At 57.8% G+C, this 17,044-nt stretch carries 15 protein-coding genes and 1 tRNA gene; 3 read left to right on the top strand and 13 right to left on the bottom strand.

Features of this window, described 5'->3' with window-relative positions:
* Nucleotides 1–71: 71 nt before the first annotated feature.
* Nucleotides 72–959: a manganese catalase family protein gene (locus KTAU_RS00310; protein ID WP_151726518.1), complete on the bottom strand. Its 888-nt coding sequence runs from the start codon at nucleotides 957–959 to the stop codon at nucleotides 72–74.
* Nucleotides 960–1,218: 259 nt separating this feature from the next.
* Here KTAU_RS00310 and thiO point away from each other — a divergent pair, with 259 nt between their 5' ends.
* Nucleotides 1,219–2,358, top strand: a complete 1,140-nt coding sequence (thiO, locus tag KTAU_RS00305) for a glycine oxidase ThiO (RefSeq protein ID WP_170292947.1) — start codon at nucleotides 1,219–1,221, stop codon at nucleotides 2,356–2,358.
* Between the two features lie 53 nt (nucleotides 2,359–2,411).
* The gene (locus tag KTAU_RS00300) at nucleotides 2,412–2,603 is read left to right on the top strand and encodes a hypothetical protein (RefSeq protein WP_151726516.1); all 192 of its coding nucleotides are present in this window, start codon (nucleotides 2,412–2,414) and stop codon (nucleotides 2,601–2,603) included.
* Here the strand turns inward: KTAU_RS00300 and KTAU_RS00295 are convergent.
* The 12 genes from KTAU_RS00295 to KTAU_RS00240 all read right to left on the bottom strand — a co-directional run bounded on the left by KTAU_RS00295 (nucleotide 2,577) and on the right by KTAU_RS00240 (nucleotide 15,888).
* Nucleotides 2,577–4,262 carry a peptide ABC transporter substrate-binding protein gene (locus KTAU_RS00295; RefSeq protein WP_151726515.1) on the bottom strand — a complete coding sequence of 562 codons (1,686 nt, stop codon included), beginning with the start codon at nucleotides 4,260–4,262 and terminating at the stop codon, nucleotides 2,577–2,579. The genes KTAU_RS00300 and KTAU_RS00295 overlap by 27 nt on opposite strands.
* A gap of 376 nt (nucleotides 4,263–4,638) precedes the next feature.
* Nucleotides 4,639–4,712 (bottom strand) — tRNA-Arg (locus KTAU_RS00290).
* Between the two features lie 233 nt (nucleotides 4,713–4,945).
* Nucleotides 4,946–5,359 (bottom strand): diacylglycerol kinase family protein, encoded by a 414-nt coding sequence (locus KTAU_RS00285; RefSeq protein ID WP_151726514.1) that lies wholly within the window; start codon nucleotides 5,357–5,359, stop codon nucleotides 4,946–4,948.
* Nucleotides 5,356–5,946 (bottom strand): rRNA maturation RNase YbeY, encoded by a 591-nt coding sequence (gene ybeY, locus KTAU_RS00280; RefSeq protein ID WP_170292946.1) that lies wholly within the window; start codon nucleotides 5,944–5,946, stop codon nucleotides 5,356–5,358. The genes KTAU_RS00285 and ybeY overlap by 4 nt, the downstream gene beginning before the upstream one ends.
* Nucleotides 5,947–6,328: 382 nt before the next feature.
* Nucleotides 6,329–6,514, bottom strand: a complete 186-nt coding sequence (gene rpsU / locus KTAU_RS00275; RefSeq protein ID WP_081839175.1) for a 30S ribosomal protein S21 — start codon at nucleotides 6,512–6,514, stop codon at nucleotides 6,329–6,331.
* A 228-nt stretch (nucleotides 6,515–6,742) separates the two neighbouring features.
* Nucleotides 6,743–7,912 (bottom strand): lysylphosphatidylglycerol synthase transmembrane domain-containing protein, encoded by a 1,170-nt coding sequence (locus tag KTAU_RS00270; RefSeq protein WP_151726512.1) that lies wholly within the window; start codon nucleotides 7,910–7,912, stop codon nucleotides 6,743–6,745.
* 505 nt (nucleotides 7,913–8,417) lie between these two features.
* Nucleotides 8,418–10,061: an O-antigen ligase family protein gene (locus KTAU_RS00265; protein ID WP_151726511.1), complete on the bottom strand. Its 1,644-nt coding sequence runs from the start codon at nucleotides 10,059–10,061 to the stop codon at nucleotides 8,418–8,420.
* A gap of 53 nt (nucleotides 10,062–10,114) precedes the next feature.
* On the bottom strand, nucleotides 10,115–11,065 hold the full coding sequence (locus tag KTAU_RS00260) for a UDP-glucuronic acid decarboxylase family protein (RefSeq protein WP_151726510.1): 951 nt from the start codon (nucleotides 11,063–11,065) through the stop codon (nucleotides 10,115–10,117).
* 332 nt (nucleotides 11,066–11,397) lie between these two features.
* Entirely contained in the window at nucleotides 11,398–12,072 is a 675-nt protein-coding gene (locus KTAU_RS00255) for a CPBP family intramembrane glutamic endopeptidase (RefSeq protein WP_151726509.1), read from the bottom strand.
* 79 nt (nucleotides 12,073–12,151) lie between these two features.
* Nucleotides 12,152–12,838: a DUF6483 family protein gene (locus KTAU_RS00250; protein ID WP_151726508.1), complete on the bottom strand. Its 687-nt coding sequence runs from the start codon at nucleotides 12,836–12,838 to the stop codon at nucleotides 12,152–12,154.
* A gap of 140 nt (nucleotides 12,839–12,978) precedes the next feature.
* Nucleotides 12,979–14,502 carry a glutamate--tRNA ligase gene (gene gltX, locus KTAU_RS00245; RefSeq protein WP_228026255.1) on the bottom strand — a complete coding sequence of 508 codons (1,524 nt, stop codon included), beginning with the start codon at nucleotides 14,500–14,502 and terminating at the stop codon, nucleotides 12,979–12,981.
* Between the two features lie 864 nt (nucleotides 14,503–15,366).
* A complete protein-coding gene (locus KTAU_RS00240) occupies nucleotides 15,367–15,888 on the bottom strand; it encodes a bifunctional nuclease family protein (RefSeq protein WP_052888665.1) in 522 nt (173 codons plus the stop codon).
* A gap of 393 nt (nucleotides 15,889–16,281) precedes the next feature.
* Here KTAU_RS00240 and lexA point away from each other — a divergent pair, with 393 nt between their 5' ends.
* Nucleotides 16,282–16,920, top strand: coding sequence for a transcriptional repressor LexA (gene lexA, locus KTAU_RS00235; protein ID WP_151726507.1), 639 nt, complete (start codon nucleotides 16,282–16,284; stop codon nucleotides 16,918–16,920).
* Nucleotides 16,921–17,044 lie beyond the last annotated feature (124 nt).

Here is a 17,044-nt window from a genome sequence, read left to right as displayed (position 1 = left end):
CTCTGCTGAGGTCGGTTTGCTCGTTCCATTCGCGCTTCAGCCTGGCCCGGCTGGCGCATGCCCTACTGCTCTCAGACCTTGACGGCCTCGATTTGCTGAATCAGCTTCTCCAGCTCCGACGTCAGGCCCGGGGCAAATTCCTCGGGACGGGCCTCGCCAAGCTTGATGGGGGCCCCCTCGGGCGGCTTCTGGGTGGTGGTCAAGGTACCGTCCTGTGCTGGTGAGGGGCCATGGAAGATCTTGCTCATCTCCGAGCCGTCGAGGCGCCAGTGGTGAAGCTGGTTATGAAGGCCCATGTCCATCAGACGCTTGACTTCAGGCATCTTGCTGGCGTCAAACTTGGGAATGGGCAGGATCTTGCCCCATTGGACTCCAAGCGTCTCAAGTGCTTTGGCATAGGCTTTCTCGTGCACTTCGTCACGCACGATCAGATAGGCGATGGTAGAACGCGCGGTCTTGTTGTTGGTCATCTCGTAGAGACGACATTTCTGGAGCCGCCCGGTGGCTTCAAGCACCAGGTTGTTGAGCAGATCGAGCACCAGGTTGCCGCTGTTGTAGACGTAAGAGCCTGACCAGGGGTTGCCGGCGGCATCGATGGGCAGCGCTCCCTGCGCTCCGACCAGAAAGTGGTGAATGTTGCCCTCCTTGAGAGCAATGTTGAGCGGGGTGGCTCCATTGGCCGGGATCTCTCCCCGATAGCGCGGCGAGCCGTCCAGGAGATGGTTGATGGTGGTGGCAATCAGCTCGACATGGCTGATCTCTTCGACCCCAATGCCCTGAATCAGGTCGAGATAGGGCTTGGCCTTACCGCGGAAGTTGAAGCTCTGGAACAAATACTGCATCATTGTACGCATTTCACCAAACTGACCACCTAACCCCTCTTGCAGAGCATTGGCCGCTGCCGGATCTGGTTCATCTGGAATGATCTCATTGATGAGCTTCTGTACATGGAAGAACATGTCGTTATCCTCCTTATTGTTGACTTTTCAACGGGGAACTCTGTTTTCCTATCCCTTACTTATTTTAAAGCACTAATACAAGCTAACAATATATCAAGTTGTTATAAATTGAAGAGATTATTTAGCATGAGATACTGCTGTAGTAGAAAATTGATCGGCTTACCGAGGTCCCTGGGCTATGCTCGGGCCGGGGAAAGGCGCTATACTTCTCCTTGGCGTGGGCAAGAGGGTATCAGCGGTCAAGAATGGGGAGAGGAGAATGCATGATCAAGCAGATGTAGTCATTATCGGGGCTGGAGTCATTGGTTGGTCGATTGCCTACTATCTCCGCCGAGCTGGGGTTGACGTCTGTCTCCTGGAGCAAGCGAAGGTCGGCGCTGGGGCCTCAGCAGCGGCGGCGGGCCTGCTGGCTCCACTTGGCCCACTCAATGGGCCAGGCCCTATGGCTTCCTTATTGCTCGCGGGCTGCTCGCTCCTGCCGGAGCTGGTGGCCGAGCTGGAGGCGAGCAGCGGTCTTCAAATCGAGCTTGAGCAGCGTGGGGCCTTGCGTCTAGCTTGCGAGACGCGGGCGGTAGCGCGTCTGCAGCGGCGGCTGGCGTACTGGCAACCGCTAGGTTTGCAGCTGAGCTGGCTCAGTGGAGAAGAGGCGCGGCGGCGGGAGCCGCTGCTCAGCGCTGAGGTCGAGGGGGCTGTTTACGCTCCCCAGGAGGGGCAGCTTAGAGCCAGGGAGCTACTCAAAGCGCTTGCCTGGGCTACTCGTCAGGCTGGGGCCCGTTGCTACGAAAGCTGCGAAGTATGTGGCCTGCGCCAGCGCGCTGGTCGGGTGCTGGCTGTCCAGACTAAGACGGGTGAAGAGATTAGCTGTGGCTCCCTGGTGATTGCGGCGGGGGCCTGGAGTGCCCGGTGCTGTGCCTGGCTGGGTTATGCTGTGCCAGTGAGACCGGTGCGGGGGCAGCTTCTGAGCTTACGCCCGCCGGCGGGGCTGCCGGCGCTCCGTCACCTTATTTTTGGCCGGGCCATCTACCTTATTCCTCGGCGAGATGGCTCGCTGACAGTAGGAGCTACGCGTGAGGAGGCCGGCTTTGAGGCGCGCGTGACTACCGAGGGAGTAGCCTGGCTGCTCGCGCAGGCGCGGCGTCTAGTGCCGATGCTGACTGACGCCACGCTTGAAGACAGTTGGGCTGGATTGCGACCAACCACACCTGATGGCTTGCCAATCCTGGGCCTTCTCCCTGGCTGGCAGAATGTCCTTCTAGCGACCGGGCATGGCAGTGTTGGGGTGATGCTGAGTGCCATCACTGGTCAGCTGATCAGCGATTTGATTTGCACGGGACGGCGTTCTCCGCTGCTGCTGGCCTGTGGTCCCGAACGCTTCGACTCCCTCACCTCTGGAACATAGCTGCGAGGTAAGCTATGATGGATGGCTGAAGCAGGGGAAAAAGCAGGCGGGAGATGACCCGCGGAGGGTCGTATCTGATGGCCGCGCCAATGTCAGTCGGCGCGGCCATCACCATCGTGTTAGAGCTGTTCTGTCCCTCTATTATCTACTGGCTCTTGCTTGCTACTTCCCCCCACCTGGCGCAGGGCTACCTCTGGCCGATGGCGGGCTATGCTCACTCAATGTGGCGAGAGATAGACCTGTGACCAATCCTCCACATAGAGGCCGCGAGCATTGAGACTAATCCCGTGCACCCAAGGGGGAATAATGGCGTTGATGGTCTCATGGTCCAGGGGCAGTATCGCTACCTCTTCGAGAGCTAGCTGTTCTGCCTGCTGGTAGAGAGCAAAGCGGGCCTCTCCACTCGTTTGATCGGCCTGGGTGATCAGTTGATCGAAGGTCTGGTTTTGCCAGAGCGACTCATTATGGAGAGCGCCAGAGAGCAGGTTAGGAGCGAGCCAGTTGTGGGGATCAGGGTAGAGCGCGTACCATTGAATGAAGCCCAGCTGAACCTGGTGCTGGCTCAGCTCATCGGTATAGGCATTCAGCTCGACCGGCAGCGGTTTAACCGAAATATTGAGAACGCTTGACCACATGCTGCAGAGAGCATTGGCCTCAGCGCGCGAGAGCAGCGCGGTCGGATAGGTCAGCACAATAGGCGGCATCAGAGCCGTGTCGGGGTAGACCGAGCGTAGCAATTCACGAGCCTTCTCGGCGTCGAATGGCAGTCCCTGGTAGTCCGTTTGATAACCTGGCAGACCGGGGGGGATCAGTGTTGGGGCCAAGGTCGCTGCATCCTTGAGGAGTGTCTGCACCAGCGTGGTTCGATCCAGTGCATAAGCGAAGGCCTGGCGCACCGTAGCGTTATCGAAAGGTGGCATGTGGGTATTGAAGAAGAGCATATCCGTTTCCTGCTGCGGATTAGAGACAAAACCGGCCAAACCGCGAGCTGCTGGTAGATCGCTCTGAGGAATATTCCAGATCAAACTGAACTGCCCGGCGCGATACTGTTGATAAGCGGTTGCCGGGTCATTCACAAAAATCATATCGATCTCGCTCAGGCGTGGGCGGGCCCCATAGTAGTACGGATTCGGCACCAGGATCATTTTGACATTGTGCTCCCAGGCTTTCACCATGAATGGCCCGCAGCCGATGCCGTTGCCTACGGCATGCTCGGTCCAGTCGCTCTGGCCATAGCGCTCGATCAGCTGCTGATTAACAGGAAAAAAGAGTTCGTTGGTGAGCGAAGCTAGGAAATAAGGAGTCGGTCGTGTCAGCGTAATGCGCAGTGTATAGCGGTCGACCGCCTGTACTCCGGCCAGGACCCGGCTCTTCCCGCTAATGACAGCGCTCGCTCCAACAATCGGTTTCTCAAGAACCGCGGCCAGAGGAGATTTCACCTCGGGCAGCAGAGCGCGTGTCAGCGAATAGACGTAGCTGGCCGCTGTGACCGGAGTGCCGTCCGAAAAGGCGATGTTCGGCTTCAGATGAAAGGTATAGACTCGTCCATCGGGGGAAATTTCCCAGCTGGCCTGGTCGGGGACCACGTTCAGATTCTTGTCAGTCCGCACCAGGCCGCTGTAGAGCATGCTCAGAGCGAGCGCCGAGTTTGGATCAGGTCCCTGGGCTGGATCGTTGGCATCCGGCTCCTGGGCTGGATCGAGATAGTTGAGGTCCTGAGTTCCAACGTTGGGCAGAACAAGTACCTGCCGGAGTGTTGGCGCTGGTGAATTGCTCATCGCCGTCGATGAGTTGCCCGTGCTGCAGCTAGTTACTACAAAGACGATGGTGGCGATCAGCCCGACGAGCAGACCAAAGCATGGCCATCCGGGCGCAGGGCCTCTGGAGCATGGATCACAATGCACAGATTATCTCCCTTCGCGGGAATGGGATAGCTAACCAGAGCAGAGCCACAGAGAGGCGCAGCATTAGCGCTAGATTGGGATGATGGCCGCTCCTGTCAGGCCTCTCTGTCCTCCGTACAGGCGCTTGCCTTAGCGTGTCGTCAGCCGGGCCAGAGTCGCAAAGGTCTCAGCCCGGCGGAGGTGCACACTGCTTTCCCTTCGCTAACTATAGGGGCTGATGTTCAAGAAACCGTCAGGAAACTGTAAAAAAATTTCGCTGACTGCCTCCTTCGCTCAGGGGTAATCTCCACCGGCAAGGAAAAAAGGAGAGGAGAAGACCGACCGGCTGAGAGGCCGGTCGAGATCTATTCCCTCTCCTTATATGCAGCAAATGAAGCGCGCCCGGCAGGACTCGAACCTGCGACAGGCGACTTAGAAGGTCGCTGTTCTATCCAACTGAACTACGGGCGCAGGATCGACGCAGGCCACGAGCTACGGAAGTAAGGCGGTGACCTGTGCCCTCTTCTTTGATGATAGCAATCTCTCTTGCGATCTGTCAAGTATCTCAATCCTCTCCAGGGCGTGTTAACCGGAGGAGAGGTGGCAGGGCCAAGAGAACGGGCGAACAACTGTCCAGAGTAAGGAAGAGAGCAGAGCGGAGTGGAAGCGGCACAACCGGGAGAGGGTGGCAACCGCCTCTTGACTCAGTGCCGTAGGGTGTGCCACCAGCTCCAGAGATGAGGCCCGAAGACGCAGACACCGATTGCCACAGCGAGCAACGCACTCAACAGTACGGCCCCGGCGGCCACGTCCTTGGCGGCCCTCACCAGGGGATGGTATTCGGGATGCAGCAGGTCAAGGCACAGTTCAATGCTGGTATTCACCAGCTCGCTAATGAACACACTGCCGATCGCCACCGCCACTAGCGCAAACTCGATAGGAGAGAGGCGCAGGAGTGAGGCGGCGATGATTACCAGCAAGGCAACGCCGGTATGGACACGGAAGTTGCGCTGAGTGCGTAAGGCGTACCAGAGGCCCCTGAAAGCGTAGGTAAAACCGGCTAGGAAACGGCCCCAGGCGCTGCGAGGTGCGCGTCTGGGATCGCTCAACTTGCTCATAAGCCGCTGACGTGTTCTCCTGTGGCCGCCAGGATTGCCTCCTGCTTGCGGACCATTGTCTCATAGCCGGCCTGCGTCTGATCATCGTAGCCGACCAGATGGAGGATGCCGTGGGCCAACAGGTAGAGGAACTCTTGTCGAGGGCTATGACCAGCAGCGGCAGCCTGGCGGAGCACGGTGGGCCAGGAAATAGCGATGTCGCCCAGGTTTGTCGGCTGGCCTGGAGGGGTTATGAATGGGGGAGGAGTGAAGGCAGCGGCCTCTGATGCTAAATTGGCAGGCTGCTCGGGCGGTTGCCAGAGCAACTCTGCGGGGGCCTCGACCAGCGGCTGATCAAGGAGCGGGAAAGAGAGTACATCGGTGGGCTTATTCTGCTGGCGGTACTGGTTATTCATCTCCTGGATCGTAGCGTCGTCTGTGACCATCAAGGTAAACATCACGGGCTGGTCTACCCCGGCCTCTAGCAGGGCGCGGCGGGCGAAGGCATCCAGATCGACCAAGGCTAGCGCCTCATCGAACGAGCGCTTCAGTGCCACATCTTCCAGCGTGACATACAGGTCAACAATTTGCGACAGCTGTTCGTCCATAAGGCCCCTCATTCTTGGCAGGAACTGTGCAGTAATCCTGGTAGTAACTTGCCTGGCGCTCTTGTTTGCTTCTTTTGCATTCTGACTGGTTGATTGGCCAAAGCGAGCGAGCCGGCCAGCCGGAAGTCGCCGTGCAGTGACGGAAGCAAATGACCTAAGTAAAGCAGGGTCTGCACAAGTGCAGAGGGCAGATTTACCAGTCGAACCAGCGGCGCGCCAAAAAGAAACCCCTGTCGGAAAAGCACCTGCCTTTCGCATGCATTGTTCTCTGCATTTGCCCTTTAAGCGCTCAAGCGTGATCCTTACACATCGTATACTTGCAACTATATAGTTGCTCTGCAGGGTATCGACCGCTCAAGCGTAATCCGACAGGGGTTACGGACTACTTATTTTTACGGGCTGTCTTGCGACGCTTTGCTGCTTCCTTCTTCTTGCGCCTTACGCTTGGTTTCTCGTAGTGCTCTCGGCGTCTCGCCTCGGCGAGAATGCCGTCTTGCTGGATCTTGCGATTGAAGCGTTTCAGCGCAGCCTCGAACGGCTCATTTTCGCTAACCTTGACTTCCGACAGCAGGACTCCCCCCCCTCTCGGCCTGGTTGCGAGATGGTGTTTGTTTGCCATTGTGTCTGCGTCGGCATGTGTGCCTGGACGCATCCCCAAACGGTTGTGGGGGTGAGGGCTCCTCTGCCTTGTTGTTTGACTGAAGGTTGGTCAGAGTGGAGCCCTTGCAGTCTTGATGTCCGTTTAAGCCATCCCGCGGGCCTACGGGGAGATTATAAGACTGGTGAGTTGGCTCTGTCAAGCATCTAGGGACTGCTTTGCTGTTTGTCTCCCGAAGGCGATGAAGAAGACGATAAAGCCGATCACCAGGATGCTGAGCAGGCTGATAGTGCGGTCCAGCACGATGGCCGCCAGGGCCAGGCTAGTGGCATGAGGGCGGAAGAGAGCGATCATAGCGATCATTCCTCCTTCGACCAGGCCCACGCCTCCCCCGGTGAAAGGGATGACCGTCAGCAGGGCCTCAACCAGAGCGATGAGGATCGCCACCGCCAACAGGTGCAGCAAGGGACCTTGCAGGAGCTGTAGCGCCAGGACCACGAAGAAGAAACGCAGTGCTTCACAGCTCCAGATGGCCAGGGTCAGCAGGCCCAGGGTAGGCAGATGACGAAAGGAGCCGAGGATGCCCCCCTGCAGATGTTCATAGTAGCCACGCAAGCGTGCCGGAATGCGCTTCCCGATCGGTTCGTGCAGCCATCGCAGCAGTCCCAGGGCGGCCATACCGACCAGTACTGCGACCAGGGTGACGATCAAACCAAAACGCACCTGCCAGGGCATACGCTCATGGAGGCTGATCATCAAGGCCGGAATACACAGACAAAGCAGCACCATGAGATCGAGCAGACGCTCCGCCAATACAGTGCCGAAGGTGCGTGTCGCTGAACAACCGCTCTCCTGCCGCAGCAGATAGGCCCGGTAAAGGTCGCCGAGCTTGGCTGGCACCAGGGCATTGGCGAACCAGGAGATATAGACGATCTCTACCAGTTTCCAGAAAGGCGGCAGGCGCATTTCATTCTTTGCTCCCTGGCCCTGGCCGGCGTTCCGCAATAGAATGCGCCAGCGCCAGGCTCGCAGAGGAAAGGAGAGGTAGTAGATCACAAAGGCCAGGGCGAAAAAGAGAGGATTGGCCGCCTCAATAGCTAACCAGGTCTGCTGGAGATTGATCTTCTCTTGTTTTAAGAAGATCAGCAGGGCCAGCAGCACAACGACCAGGGGTACAATGGTACGCCAATTCAGCAAACGCTTACCAAGCGAGAGTTGCTCTACTGTAATGGGCTGCTCGTTGTGTTCATCGATTGTCAGAGGGGCCTCGCTTACTGCCCCTTCCTGGAAGAGTGCCGCCTGTTCCAAGGGGCGGCCTGTACGCTCTCTCTCGGCCTCATCCTTGCCGTGCTGAAACCACTGACTCATCAGTGCAGACTCCTTCGGAGATCCTTCTCCCTGTACGTGCTTATGCTTGGCCACAAATGACCAACCTGGCTCTCTCCTTGTTTAGTTACGGGCCTGCTCTTCTCCTCTCTGGTCTGGGCAGACCCGGGCGCCCCTCACTCACCTCGCAGGCATCGAAGCTACCTGGCGCAGGCACATGCTGAGTCACAGTGCAGTGTGCTCTGAGATTTCGGGCGCTGGAAACCGGCAAAAGCGACCCTCTCCCGCGGGAGGAAGAGTTCCCGGCGCGGCGGCTCTCTTCTCAATCGCACACGTGCGCTCTTCTCATCTCATCGAGTAGCCTGCTTAAGGGATCGCCTCTCATAGATCGCCTGGCGCCTGGCCTGGGCCGACTTTGAAACCTGACAGGGCCTGCTTGCTCAGAGTTAGGGCTGTGCCTTCTCTTCATCTCTAAGCAGCAGGTCCCTCTCTCCTTTCCCTGACCAGATCTTCCCTTCTCTGCTAAACGCAGAGAAGGCCGGCCAGGTCACGTACGCGCGGCCAGTGTTGGCGCGTTCTGGATGGCTGCCTGAGTAGGGTTACTCTCTCTCTGCCCCTGCTGCTGGTGCTCGGCCAGTGCCAAGCGCTCCAGGCGAAGCAGAACAATCAAAAGGAGCGCCATGAGATTGGTCATGCCTTGCACATAGAGATTATCAACCATGTTATGCACGAGAACCGTAAGGAGCGCAGCCACGATTCCCAGGGCCAGAGCCTGATCATCGCCAATATGAGCGAGCCGTTGCTGCCAGCGAAGGGCGGAGACACTCATACTGTTGGACGCCAGACTGGCAGCCAGCTCTCGATAGACACGCCGCAGGCGATGGTAAGCGCGAGCACTCAGCCCGGCGATGACAAGAACAAAGAAGGTGTAGGCTATCAGTCCTACCAGGCCCATCTCTGCCGCGACATTGATGAAATAGTTGTGGGCGTGACCAAGGGGGATAACGAAGATGCCGATCGCGTAGCGCGGATAAGCATCACCATAGTTGCCAATGCCTACTCCTAGCCACGGGTGATCAAGAAACATGTGAATCCCTGCCAGCCAATGGGCTAGTCGTTCCGCTGTAGCGTACTGCTGAGCACTAGGATGTGTGAAGGAGATGTTGTTAACCCCAATGAAATTTAACAATGGAATAAAGAGATTCTGCGGAATAATACCGATCAAGATGCTCTCGACCAGCGCCCCGAAGCCGACGATGAGCACGCGCCAAAACGGGCGCAGGCTGGGCAAGCCCACCAGCAAGATGAAGAGGCTGGCGGTGATAAGGGCCAGCCAACCCCCGCGTGACTGGCTGAAGAACTCGGCCAGGGCCAACAGCACGCTCGCGCCGGCGGCCAGCCAGCGAGTTTGTTTCCTGCTGCCCGCAATGGTCAGAGCTAGAGCGATAGGCAGCGAGAGATTGATATAGCCGGCATAGGGATTGGGCTGATTGAACGTGCCATAGACACGCAGGCTCTCGCCGCGCACAAAGCTGCTGGGACCAATGTTGAACAGTTCCTGATAATAGCCGAGGGCTGCCTGCGAAAGCGCTGCCACCAGGCTGAGAATCACAATTGTCCAGCCCTGGCGCCGCGTGCGAATATAACTACTGCCGGCTACAACAACGATCAGCACCTCGATCCACTTAAAGATTTCTTTGACACTTGATTTCACACTGATCGCCACAGTCATTGAAGCGAGCATGCTGATCAGCAGTACGGCCAGTCCCACCAGCAGCAGCGGCGGAACAGCCTGCCGCTCGTAGCTGCGCGGTCCGTTGGTTTGGTCGCCGCTACGCAGGACGTGACCTGCCAACCAGGAGGCAGCCAGGAGAATCACCAGGATATCGGTGCTATTGAGACGCAGCGAGCCAAGGCTGATATAGTCAAGTGCTCCCCAGGGAACGCTTAACGGGAGAAGGTAGAGCGCGACCTGGGGACGGAGGAGGACCCAGACGCTGAGGATCAGATAGATCGGCAGACGAATGTTCCACGGCGCGGGGAGAGTGAGCAGACAGCCGAGAGCTAAAGCGGCCCCTATCAGGCCAACTGCATTGGCCGCTGTTAGGAAGGAGCGCCAAGTTGCTCTCAAACGGAAGAAGCGAGAAACATCAACTCCGACTTCTCTTGTAAAGATGCTAAAGCTTCTCATAATGCGCTAAATTCTGCCATAGTTGCAAACGCTCCTCTCGGGGCGGGCACCTGTCAGGAGATCGCCGAGAGGGAACTTTGTTCCTTACTAAACCATTCTATCGTTCGTCGCAATCCCTCCTCCATTGGAACAGTGATATGCCAGCCCAGCAGGCGACAGGCCTTGGAGATATCAGGACGGCGCCGTTCGGGGTCATCGACCCGGGCTGGTTCAAACACAATGGGCGATGAGGAATGGCAAAGCCGGATAATGGTCTGAGCAAACTCCAGAACGGTATGCTCTTCTGGATTGCCCAGGTTGAAAACCTCGCCGGTCGTCTGTGGGTGGAACATAGCCAGCATCAGCCCCTCGACCAGGTCGCTAACATAACAGATGCTACGGGTCTTGCTTCCGTCGCCGTAGATAGTCAGCGGCTCATTCTTGAGAGCCTGGGTAATAAAGTTCGGAATCATGCGCCCGTCGTTCTGCTGGCTGTTGGGGCCATAGGTGTTGAAGATACGCACGATGCGCACATCTGTACGATATTGGCGATAAAATTCCATTGTCAACGTCTCACCCAGCCGCTTGCTTTCGTCGTAGCAAGCACGTGGGCCGATCGGGTTGACATGGCCCCAGTAGTCTTCGCGCTGCGGGTGCTCCAGCGGGTCACCATAGACCTCCGAAGTAGAGGCCAGCAGAAAACGGGCCTGCTGGCGCCGGGCCTCCTCTAGCAGCAGGTAAGTGCCGTGGCTATTGACCAGGATGGTCTCTATCGGGTGCTCCATATAGCCCACGGGACTGGCCGGGCTGGCTAAATGAAAAATCGCTTCAGCCTCAAAAGCGAAAGGCTGCGTAACGTCGTGATAGAGGAAAGTGAAATGAGGATAATGGCGCAATTCAGCTATATTTCTTTCTGATCCGGTGATCAGGTTATCCACACAGAGTACATGATGGCCGGCCTCTAGCAAACGTTTGCACAGATGGGAGCCGATGAAACCCGCTCCACCAGTGACAACGACTCTCAACGAATGAACCTCCAGACCGATAAGGTAGAGACTTGCTTGATTGGCGAGTCAAGGATATCATACTTTCTCCCTGCAAGGGAAGCCACCGCTCTAGGGACGGCCCAATCGGGGGAGAAAGCACTCTGTCTGCGAATGACTAGGCCGACTGGAGCTGGGTGAGATAAAAGCTGACCAACTCTATGCTCGTGGCTTTCTCCCCTGGACCCGTGTTGCAGAGGGCAGAGACGATCAAGCCTGGCTGGGGTTTACAGATCTCAACAGCCCCAGGAAGTGCCAAACAGCCGCAGCAAGCTCCCATTGCAAAGCGTGAGTCTCGTCTTGCTCTCTCTGCCTCAGCCTTTGGAGGCGGGCAGATCCTGGCTATGACGACGGCGCCAGCGTTGATAGAGGAACTCATCCCCCCAGCTGAGAAAGCCGCAGGTGGTGAGGCCGTGCACCAGGACCACGCTCAGCAGCGATGGGGGGGTGGGCTGTAGTAGGTAGAGAGTGCTAAAGGCCATCCCGGCCAGGCCCACGCCCGCGATGCTGCGCCAGTTCCAACCCCCCAGGCGATGGTAGAGCGTATACACCAGAGTGCTAATCAGCCAGCCCCAGCCGCTCCAGCCTGTCCATTGCCAGACCAGGTGCAACAAAAAGCCGCGAAAGAAGACTTCTTCGGCTGGAGCATTAATGAAGAGGTAGTAGAGTGCCTGCAGTAGATGGTCGCCTGGCGTCGGACGTTGAAAGCGCGGTCCCACGATCAGACTGCGGTAGAGCATAGCCAGCAAAGCCATCAGGCTGCCCAGACCCAGCCCCAGGGCCAGCTGCGTCCCGAGGGCCGCTGGCAGGCTCAGGCCCAGTTCCGCCGGCGGCTGGTGCGAGAAGATCAGCCAAAGCAGGGGGATGCCACTCAGAGGGAGGATGCGGATCAGCACATCTGGCCAGAGCCAGCGCCAGGTTGTGGCCACCGTCGAACGGGGATAGGTGGCGGGAGCAAACGACTGCTTAGGCGTCTCTACTAACGACATTTTCTCACCTCACGGACAGCGCTGAGGGCCAGCTGACGCAAGAGCGGGCCGCGACAGCCAACTGCTCTGCCTGCCTGCTTTACTCTGCTGAGGGAGGAGAACGGCGCACCTCCTGTAAACGCTGGAGATCTGCCAGCCCTTCCTTGATCTCCTCAGGCGAGAAATTGCCTGCTCGCAGCTCGGCATTGCTCTTCCCCTGCAAGCGAGCGTAAAAGGCCAATCCCTGCCCGAAAACCTCATCACTGCTATCGGGCGCCTCCAGAGCCTCGAAGAGCGCGTCCTCTGCCTGGGCATAACGTCCAGTTCTCTCATAGTAGAGCATGATCCGCGTCAGCAGCGAGGCAGGCAGCTCATGGCGACTCAGCAGCGTCAGCAGCTCCTCAATCTCGGCAAAGAAATCTGACTGGCGCGGATTCTCCTCCAACAGAACAGCCTCCAGAAAGAGGCGTAACGAGCGCAGATAACGGGGGAAGCTTTCCTCGTAGCGCTCTAGATCCTGATAAACATCGCCTTCCAGCTTGAACAGGAGAGCTATCCAGAGGCATTTCCCGACATCGAGCAGATCGATACGCTTCACCAGAGCCAGGAGCATCTCTTCAGGCGCCGCCAGCAAGAACTCAGAGCTCAGGCCTAGCGTCTGCCGGAAAAGCTCATCGATCAATATGAGCGCCTCCTCATACTGGTAATCCTGGCGTAAGAGAAGCACACGCGCTAAAACGCGGCTGAACTGCTCGATCAATCGTAGAATATAATCGCGATTAATCACAGGACTAACCTCTCCTGATGCTCAAAAAGGATCGGCGGCTTGGCCCGCTGGAAGGTATATGGACATATCCCCGGGGCAAGGGCTGCTGGCGAAGCGCCGACTCACTCCAGAGAACGGGAGTTTTCAGATCTGCAGACCGGTCAGGAGAGACGAGCGATGGCCTGGTCGAGACGGTGCAAGGTGCGCTGACGGCCCAGGACCTCCATTGTCTGGAAAAGTGGGGGTGAGACCGTGCGCCCACTGATAGCCACGCGAATTGCTCCGAAGAGCTGGCCAGTTTTCAGTCCGAGCGTTGCCGCCAATGCACGCAGCGGCTCTTCGAGAGCACTGTGCTCCCAGCGATCGAGTGCAATCAGAATCTCGCGCGTGCGTTCCAGGGCCGCGCGGGTGCTGGCTGCATCCATCTGCTTCTGTAGCAGAAGTGCTGTATCGTAGTGCAGCTCATCGACGTAGAAAAAGTCGATCATTTGGGCAGCCTCTCCCAAGGTCTTTAGCCGCTCCTGCTCCAGCTGAAGCACGCGCTGCGTATACTCGAAATCGAGAGGACGAGGCACACTGTCAGGCAGACCGCCCTCGGCAGCGGGGCGCTCAAGGTAAGGCAATGTGCGCCGCGTTAATTCCTCCAGGGGCAGCTGGCGGATATAGACCCCATTCATCCAGGTCAGCTTATCGGGATCGAGGATTCCCCCGGAGACGCCGATGCGATCCAGCGTAAAGACGCGAATCAGCTCCTCGCGGCTAAAAATCTCTGTCTTATCGTCGTAGGCCCAGCCCAGCAGCGCCAGGAAATTGAAAACCGCCTCGGGGAGGTAGCCCTGCTTCTGCAGTGTATCCCAAGAAGGAGCGTTGTGGCGCTTGCTCAGCTTCTTCTTATCCTTCCCCAAAACATTGGGGAGATGATAAAAGAGCGGTGGCTCCCAGCCTAGTGCCTGGTAAATCTGCACGTGGCGCGGGGCACTGGCGATCCACTCTTCGCCGCGTAAGACATGGGTAATCCCCATCAGATGGTCGTCGATAACGTTCGCCAGGTGGTAGGTGGGATAGCCATCCGATTTCAGGATCACAGCGTCGTCGAGATCGGCATTTTTGAAGGTGATATCGCCGTGCAGCTCATCATGAACAACGGTCTCGCCTTCTAGCGGCATCGCGAAGCGCACCGTCCAGCTGTGGCCGGCGGCCTCCAGGGCAGCGCGCTCCTCGGTGCTGAGAAAGCGACAGCGGCGATCATAGCGGGGTGGAAGCTTTTGAGCCTCTTGCTCCTTGCGCATCTGCTCCAGTCGTTCGGGAGTACAGTAGCAGCGATAGGCATGGCCGTTGGCGATCAACTGATGGGCGTATTGCTGATAGAGGGCCTTGCGCTGTGTCTGATAATAAGGGCCATACGGGCCACCGACAACTGGGCCTTCGTCGTAGTCCAGCCCGAGCCACTTGAGGCCCTCGATCAGATAGCTCACTGCGCCCTCAACCGTGCGGCTCAGATCAGTATCTTCGATGCGCAAGATAAAAGTACCGCCGCTGTGGCGAGCAAATAACCAGCTGAAGAGGGCGGTCCGATAACCGCCGATATGCTGAAGGCCCGTTGGGCTTGGGGCAAAGCGTAATCGTGGAGCAGTTGTAGCCTGCTTGGGTTGCTGCTCCTGCATAGGCACGTCGGACTGTGTCATAGGCGACGATAAGCTCTCCTCTTTCTCGGCTAGGAACGGCCTCATTGTACCATACCTGGCAACAGAGCGTAAGAGCCTGATGGAGAAGAGAGTGAAAGAGTGTGTGCCTGCGGGCGAAGCTGACTTGACGTTGGCTTGCGTTGCTGCCAGCCTGTGGCTCCAGCAAGCCCTCTTACTCAGCCTGGGCAGGAAATTGTGGGTGGAGAAGCGATAGCAAACAGACGCTTTGCCCTGAGAAGATGTCCTCGGGCAGGGACAGAGCGCAGGAAAAGGCGCGCAGGGGGAGCCACAGGGATGCAGCACTGAGAGCGTTACGACAGTAGGCGGCAGCATCGGCAAGCCGGGGGAACTATCGCTGTCCAGGATAGCCAGGCCAGGAACACGACCGCTGGCTGGCCCTCCGCTGACCCTCCGCTTGTCCCTGAGCTGCTGAGCAAAACCGTATAAGCCATAGCGGAGCGCTGAGAAGCCAAAGGCATCAGTCCCAGGGCGTTACGGCAGGGCCAAGAACATCCTCTCGCAACGCTGGGCAGGATTCGCGCCGCTTTTGCTCCTTTTATGCTATGCTTTTGGATAAACAAGCTCATGTGATCGATCTGGAAAGCGATCGATCATCAATATACTGGTGGAGTCCCATTTGACCTTTGTGCTTCCGAGAGGGGGTGAGCCAGCGGAAAAGAAAAGACTCACTCTCTCGCCGGAGCAGCATGTCTGGTTGCTCGGTTATTGGAGAAGAGAGCCAAACGCTAGGTTGATGCCCCTACAGGATCGCGTCGCCGCCGCGGTTTTGGGCCAGCGGAAAGCGAGCGGGACCCGATGCAGCAAGGCGAGCCGGAAGAGGCAGTGACGGGGCGGCAGGTAGGGTCAGTCCTTACCGAACTCGTCCAGCACATCGAGGCTATTGATAAAGTCGCGATAGGCCTCCAGATTATCCGGCTCCGGCTCCTTCTTCGGAGGGGTCTTGGGCAGGCTCTGCTCCTCACTCGTCTCAGGCGTGACACCAGCGCGCTCCAGCACACTCTCCTCGACGTAAATCGGAGCCTTGGCGCGAATGGCCAGCGCGATTGCGTCACTTGGGCGAGCATCGATCTCCACGTGCCTGCCGTCGGCATCCAGGATAATGCGGGCGTAGAAGATATCGTCGATCAAGTCAGAGATCACGACACTCATAATCTTCGCGCCCAGCTCGGTGATCACGTTCTTGAGCAGGTCGTGGGTCAAAGGCCGTGGGGAGCTAGCTCCCTGGAGTTCGATCGCAATCGCGTAGGCTTCCGCGTGCGCTATCCAGATGAAGAGATAGCGCTCCTGCCTTAGCGCCTTTAAAATGACTACCCGTTGCTGTGTCGCCAGATTTATGCGTACACTCTCGACTGTCATTTCAACCATGTGTCTCTGACTCCCTCTTTCATGGCCGGTTCCGCGAGTGTTCGACGCCTTTATTGTACATCTATCCACGGGTCTGGCGCAAATCGCTTGCCCTTCTCTCGCTGGCTACGGTCAGGACAGGAAAGGAGCAGGCGCTGCCTGGCTGCGACCCGCCATCGCCTCCCCTCGTCCGATAGTATAGCAAAGACTGGCGCCTATTCCAAGGGCCTGCCTCTCCCTAAGGCGGCCCGGCTCGCTCATGATCGCCCCTGAAAAACTGTTCCGAAAATACGTTCGAGAAAAAGCTTGACTTGTCTTGCCCTGTCTGATATCATTGACTCGAATAGCCGTTCTACTTTTGACAGCGACGAAGTTCGCAGAACGGGTTTTTGGAGAAAGGCAGGAACCTGGATTATGCCTGAACCATTGGGCGAGTTCCAGCGGCGCATGTTGGAATTCATCGTCAATTACATTCGCCGGGAGGGAATGCCTCCGACTAACCGTGAGATCGGCAAGGCCATGAAGATCGCCAGCACCGGCCATGTCGACTACCACCTGAGCATGCTGGAGAAGCGCGGCTACATCATCCGTGAGGCCAAGAAGAGCCGCGGCATTAAGCTGACCAGGCATCCCTGGGGCATTCCTGTCGAGGGCACCATCGCCGCTGGTGAGCCGATCGAGATTTTCTCGGAACCGGACCAGACCATCGAAGTGGGGCATGGCGTTGATCCCGAGAGCAGCTTTGCTCTCATTGTCCGCGGCCAATCGATGATTGAGGACCATATTTGCGACGGCGACTATGTGGTAATTAAGCGCCAGCGCACCTGCGAGAACGGTGATATCGTGGTGGCTGTCCACCTGGTGGAGGGCACGCCCGGTAAAGCAACGCTCAAACGCTTCTTCCTGGAGAAGGAACAAGTCCGTCTGCAGCCGGCCAATGCTGAGCTGGAGCCGATCTATATCCCGCGCGACGAGTGGGATCGTGAGTGGGAGATTCAGGGCAAAGTGATTGCTATCGTACGCCACTACGGCGGTTCCGGGCGGGCCGCCTGACCTGATCTCGACCGACCGGCTGCCACTCCTCCTTGTCAAGCCTGTAAGGCTTGAATGGCTTTCTCTTCCGTAGAGTAGACGAGGCCTCCCCAGGGTTGAGTAGGCTGTAACACTGAGGACGCGC

The organism is Thermogemmatispora aurantia, from assembly GCF_008974285.1.
Taxonomy (GTDB): domain Bacteria; phylum Chloroflexota; class Ktedonobacteria; order Ktedonobacterales; family Ktedonobacteraceae; genus Thermogemmatispora; species Thermogemmatispora aurantia.
Note: the sequence above shows the minus strand (reverse complement) of the source record. Positions and strands in the feature narration are given on the sequence as shown.

What these genes read in the sequence shown, in the direction of transcription:
- KTAU_RS00310 (WP_151726518.1), bottom strand. Translation starts at nt 959, where the DNA reads ATGTTCTTCCATGTACAGAAGCTCATCAATGAGATCATTCCAGATGAA.
- thiO (WP_170292947.1), top strand. Translation starts at nt 1,219, where the DNA reads ATGCATGATCAAGCAGATGTAGTCATTATCGGGGCTGGAGTCATTGGT.
- KTAU_RS00300 (WP_151726516.1), top strand. Translation starts at nt 2,412, where the DNA reads ATGACCCGCGGAGGGTCGTATCTGATGGCCGCGCCAATGTCAGTCGGC.
- KTAU_RS00285 (WP_151726514.1), bottom strand. Translation starts at nt 5,359, where the DNA reads ATGAGCAAGTTGAGCGATCCCAGACGCGCACCTCGCAGCGCCTGGGGC.
- ybeY (WP_170292946.1), bottom strand. Translation starts at nt 5,946, where the DNA reads ATGGACGAACAGCTGTCGCAAATTGTTGACCTGTATGTCACGCTGGAA.
- KTAU_RS00270 (WP_151726512.1), bottom strand. Translation starts at nt 7,912, where the DNA reads ATGAGTCAGTGGTTTCAGCACGGCAAGGATGAGGCCGAGAGAGAGCGT.
- KTAU_RS00265 (WP_151726511.1), bottom strand. Translation starts at nt 10,061, where the DNA reads ATGAGAAGCTTTAGCATCTTTACAAGAGAAGTCGGAGTTGATGTTTCT.
- KTAU_RS00255 (WP_151726509.1), bottom strand. Translation starts at nt 12,072, where the DNA reads ATGTCGTTAGTAGAGACGCCTAAGCAGTCGTTTGCTCCCGCCACCTAT.
- gltX (WP_228026255.1), bottom strand. Translation starts at nt 14,502, where the DNA reads ATGACACAGTCCGACGTGCCTATGCAGGAGCAGCAACCCAAGCAGGCT.
- KTAU_RS00240 (WP_052888665.1), bottom strand. Translation starts at nt 15,888, where the DNA reads ATGGTTGAAATGACAGTCGAGAGTGTACGCATAAATCTGGCGACACAG.
- lexA (WP_151726507.1), top strand. Translation starts at nt 16,282, where the DNA reads ATGCCTGAACCATTGGGCGAGTTCCAGCGGCGCATGTTGGAATTCATC.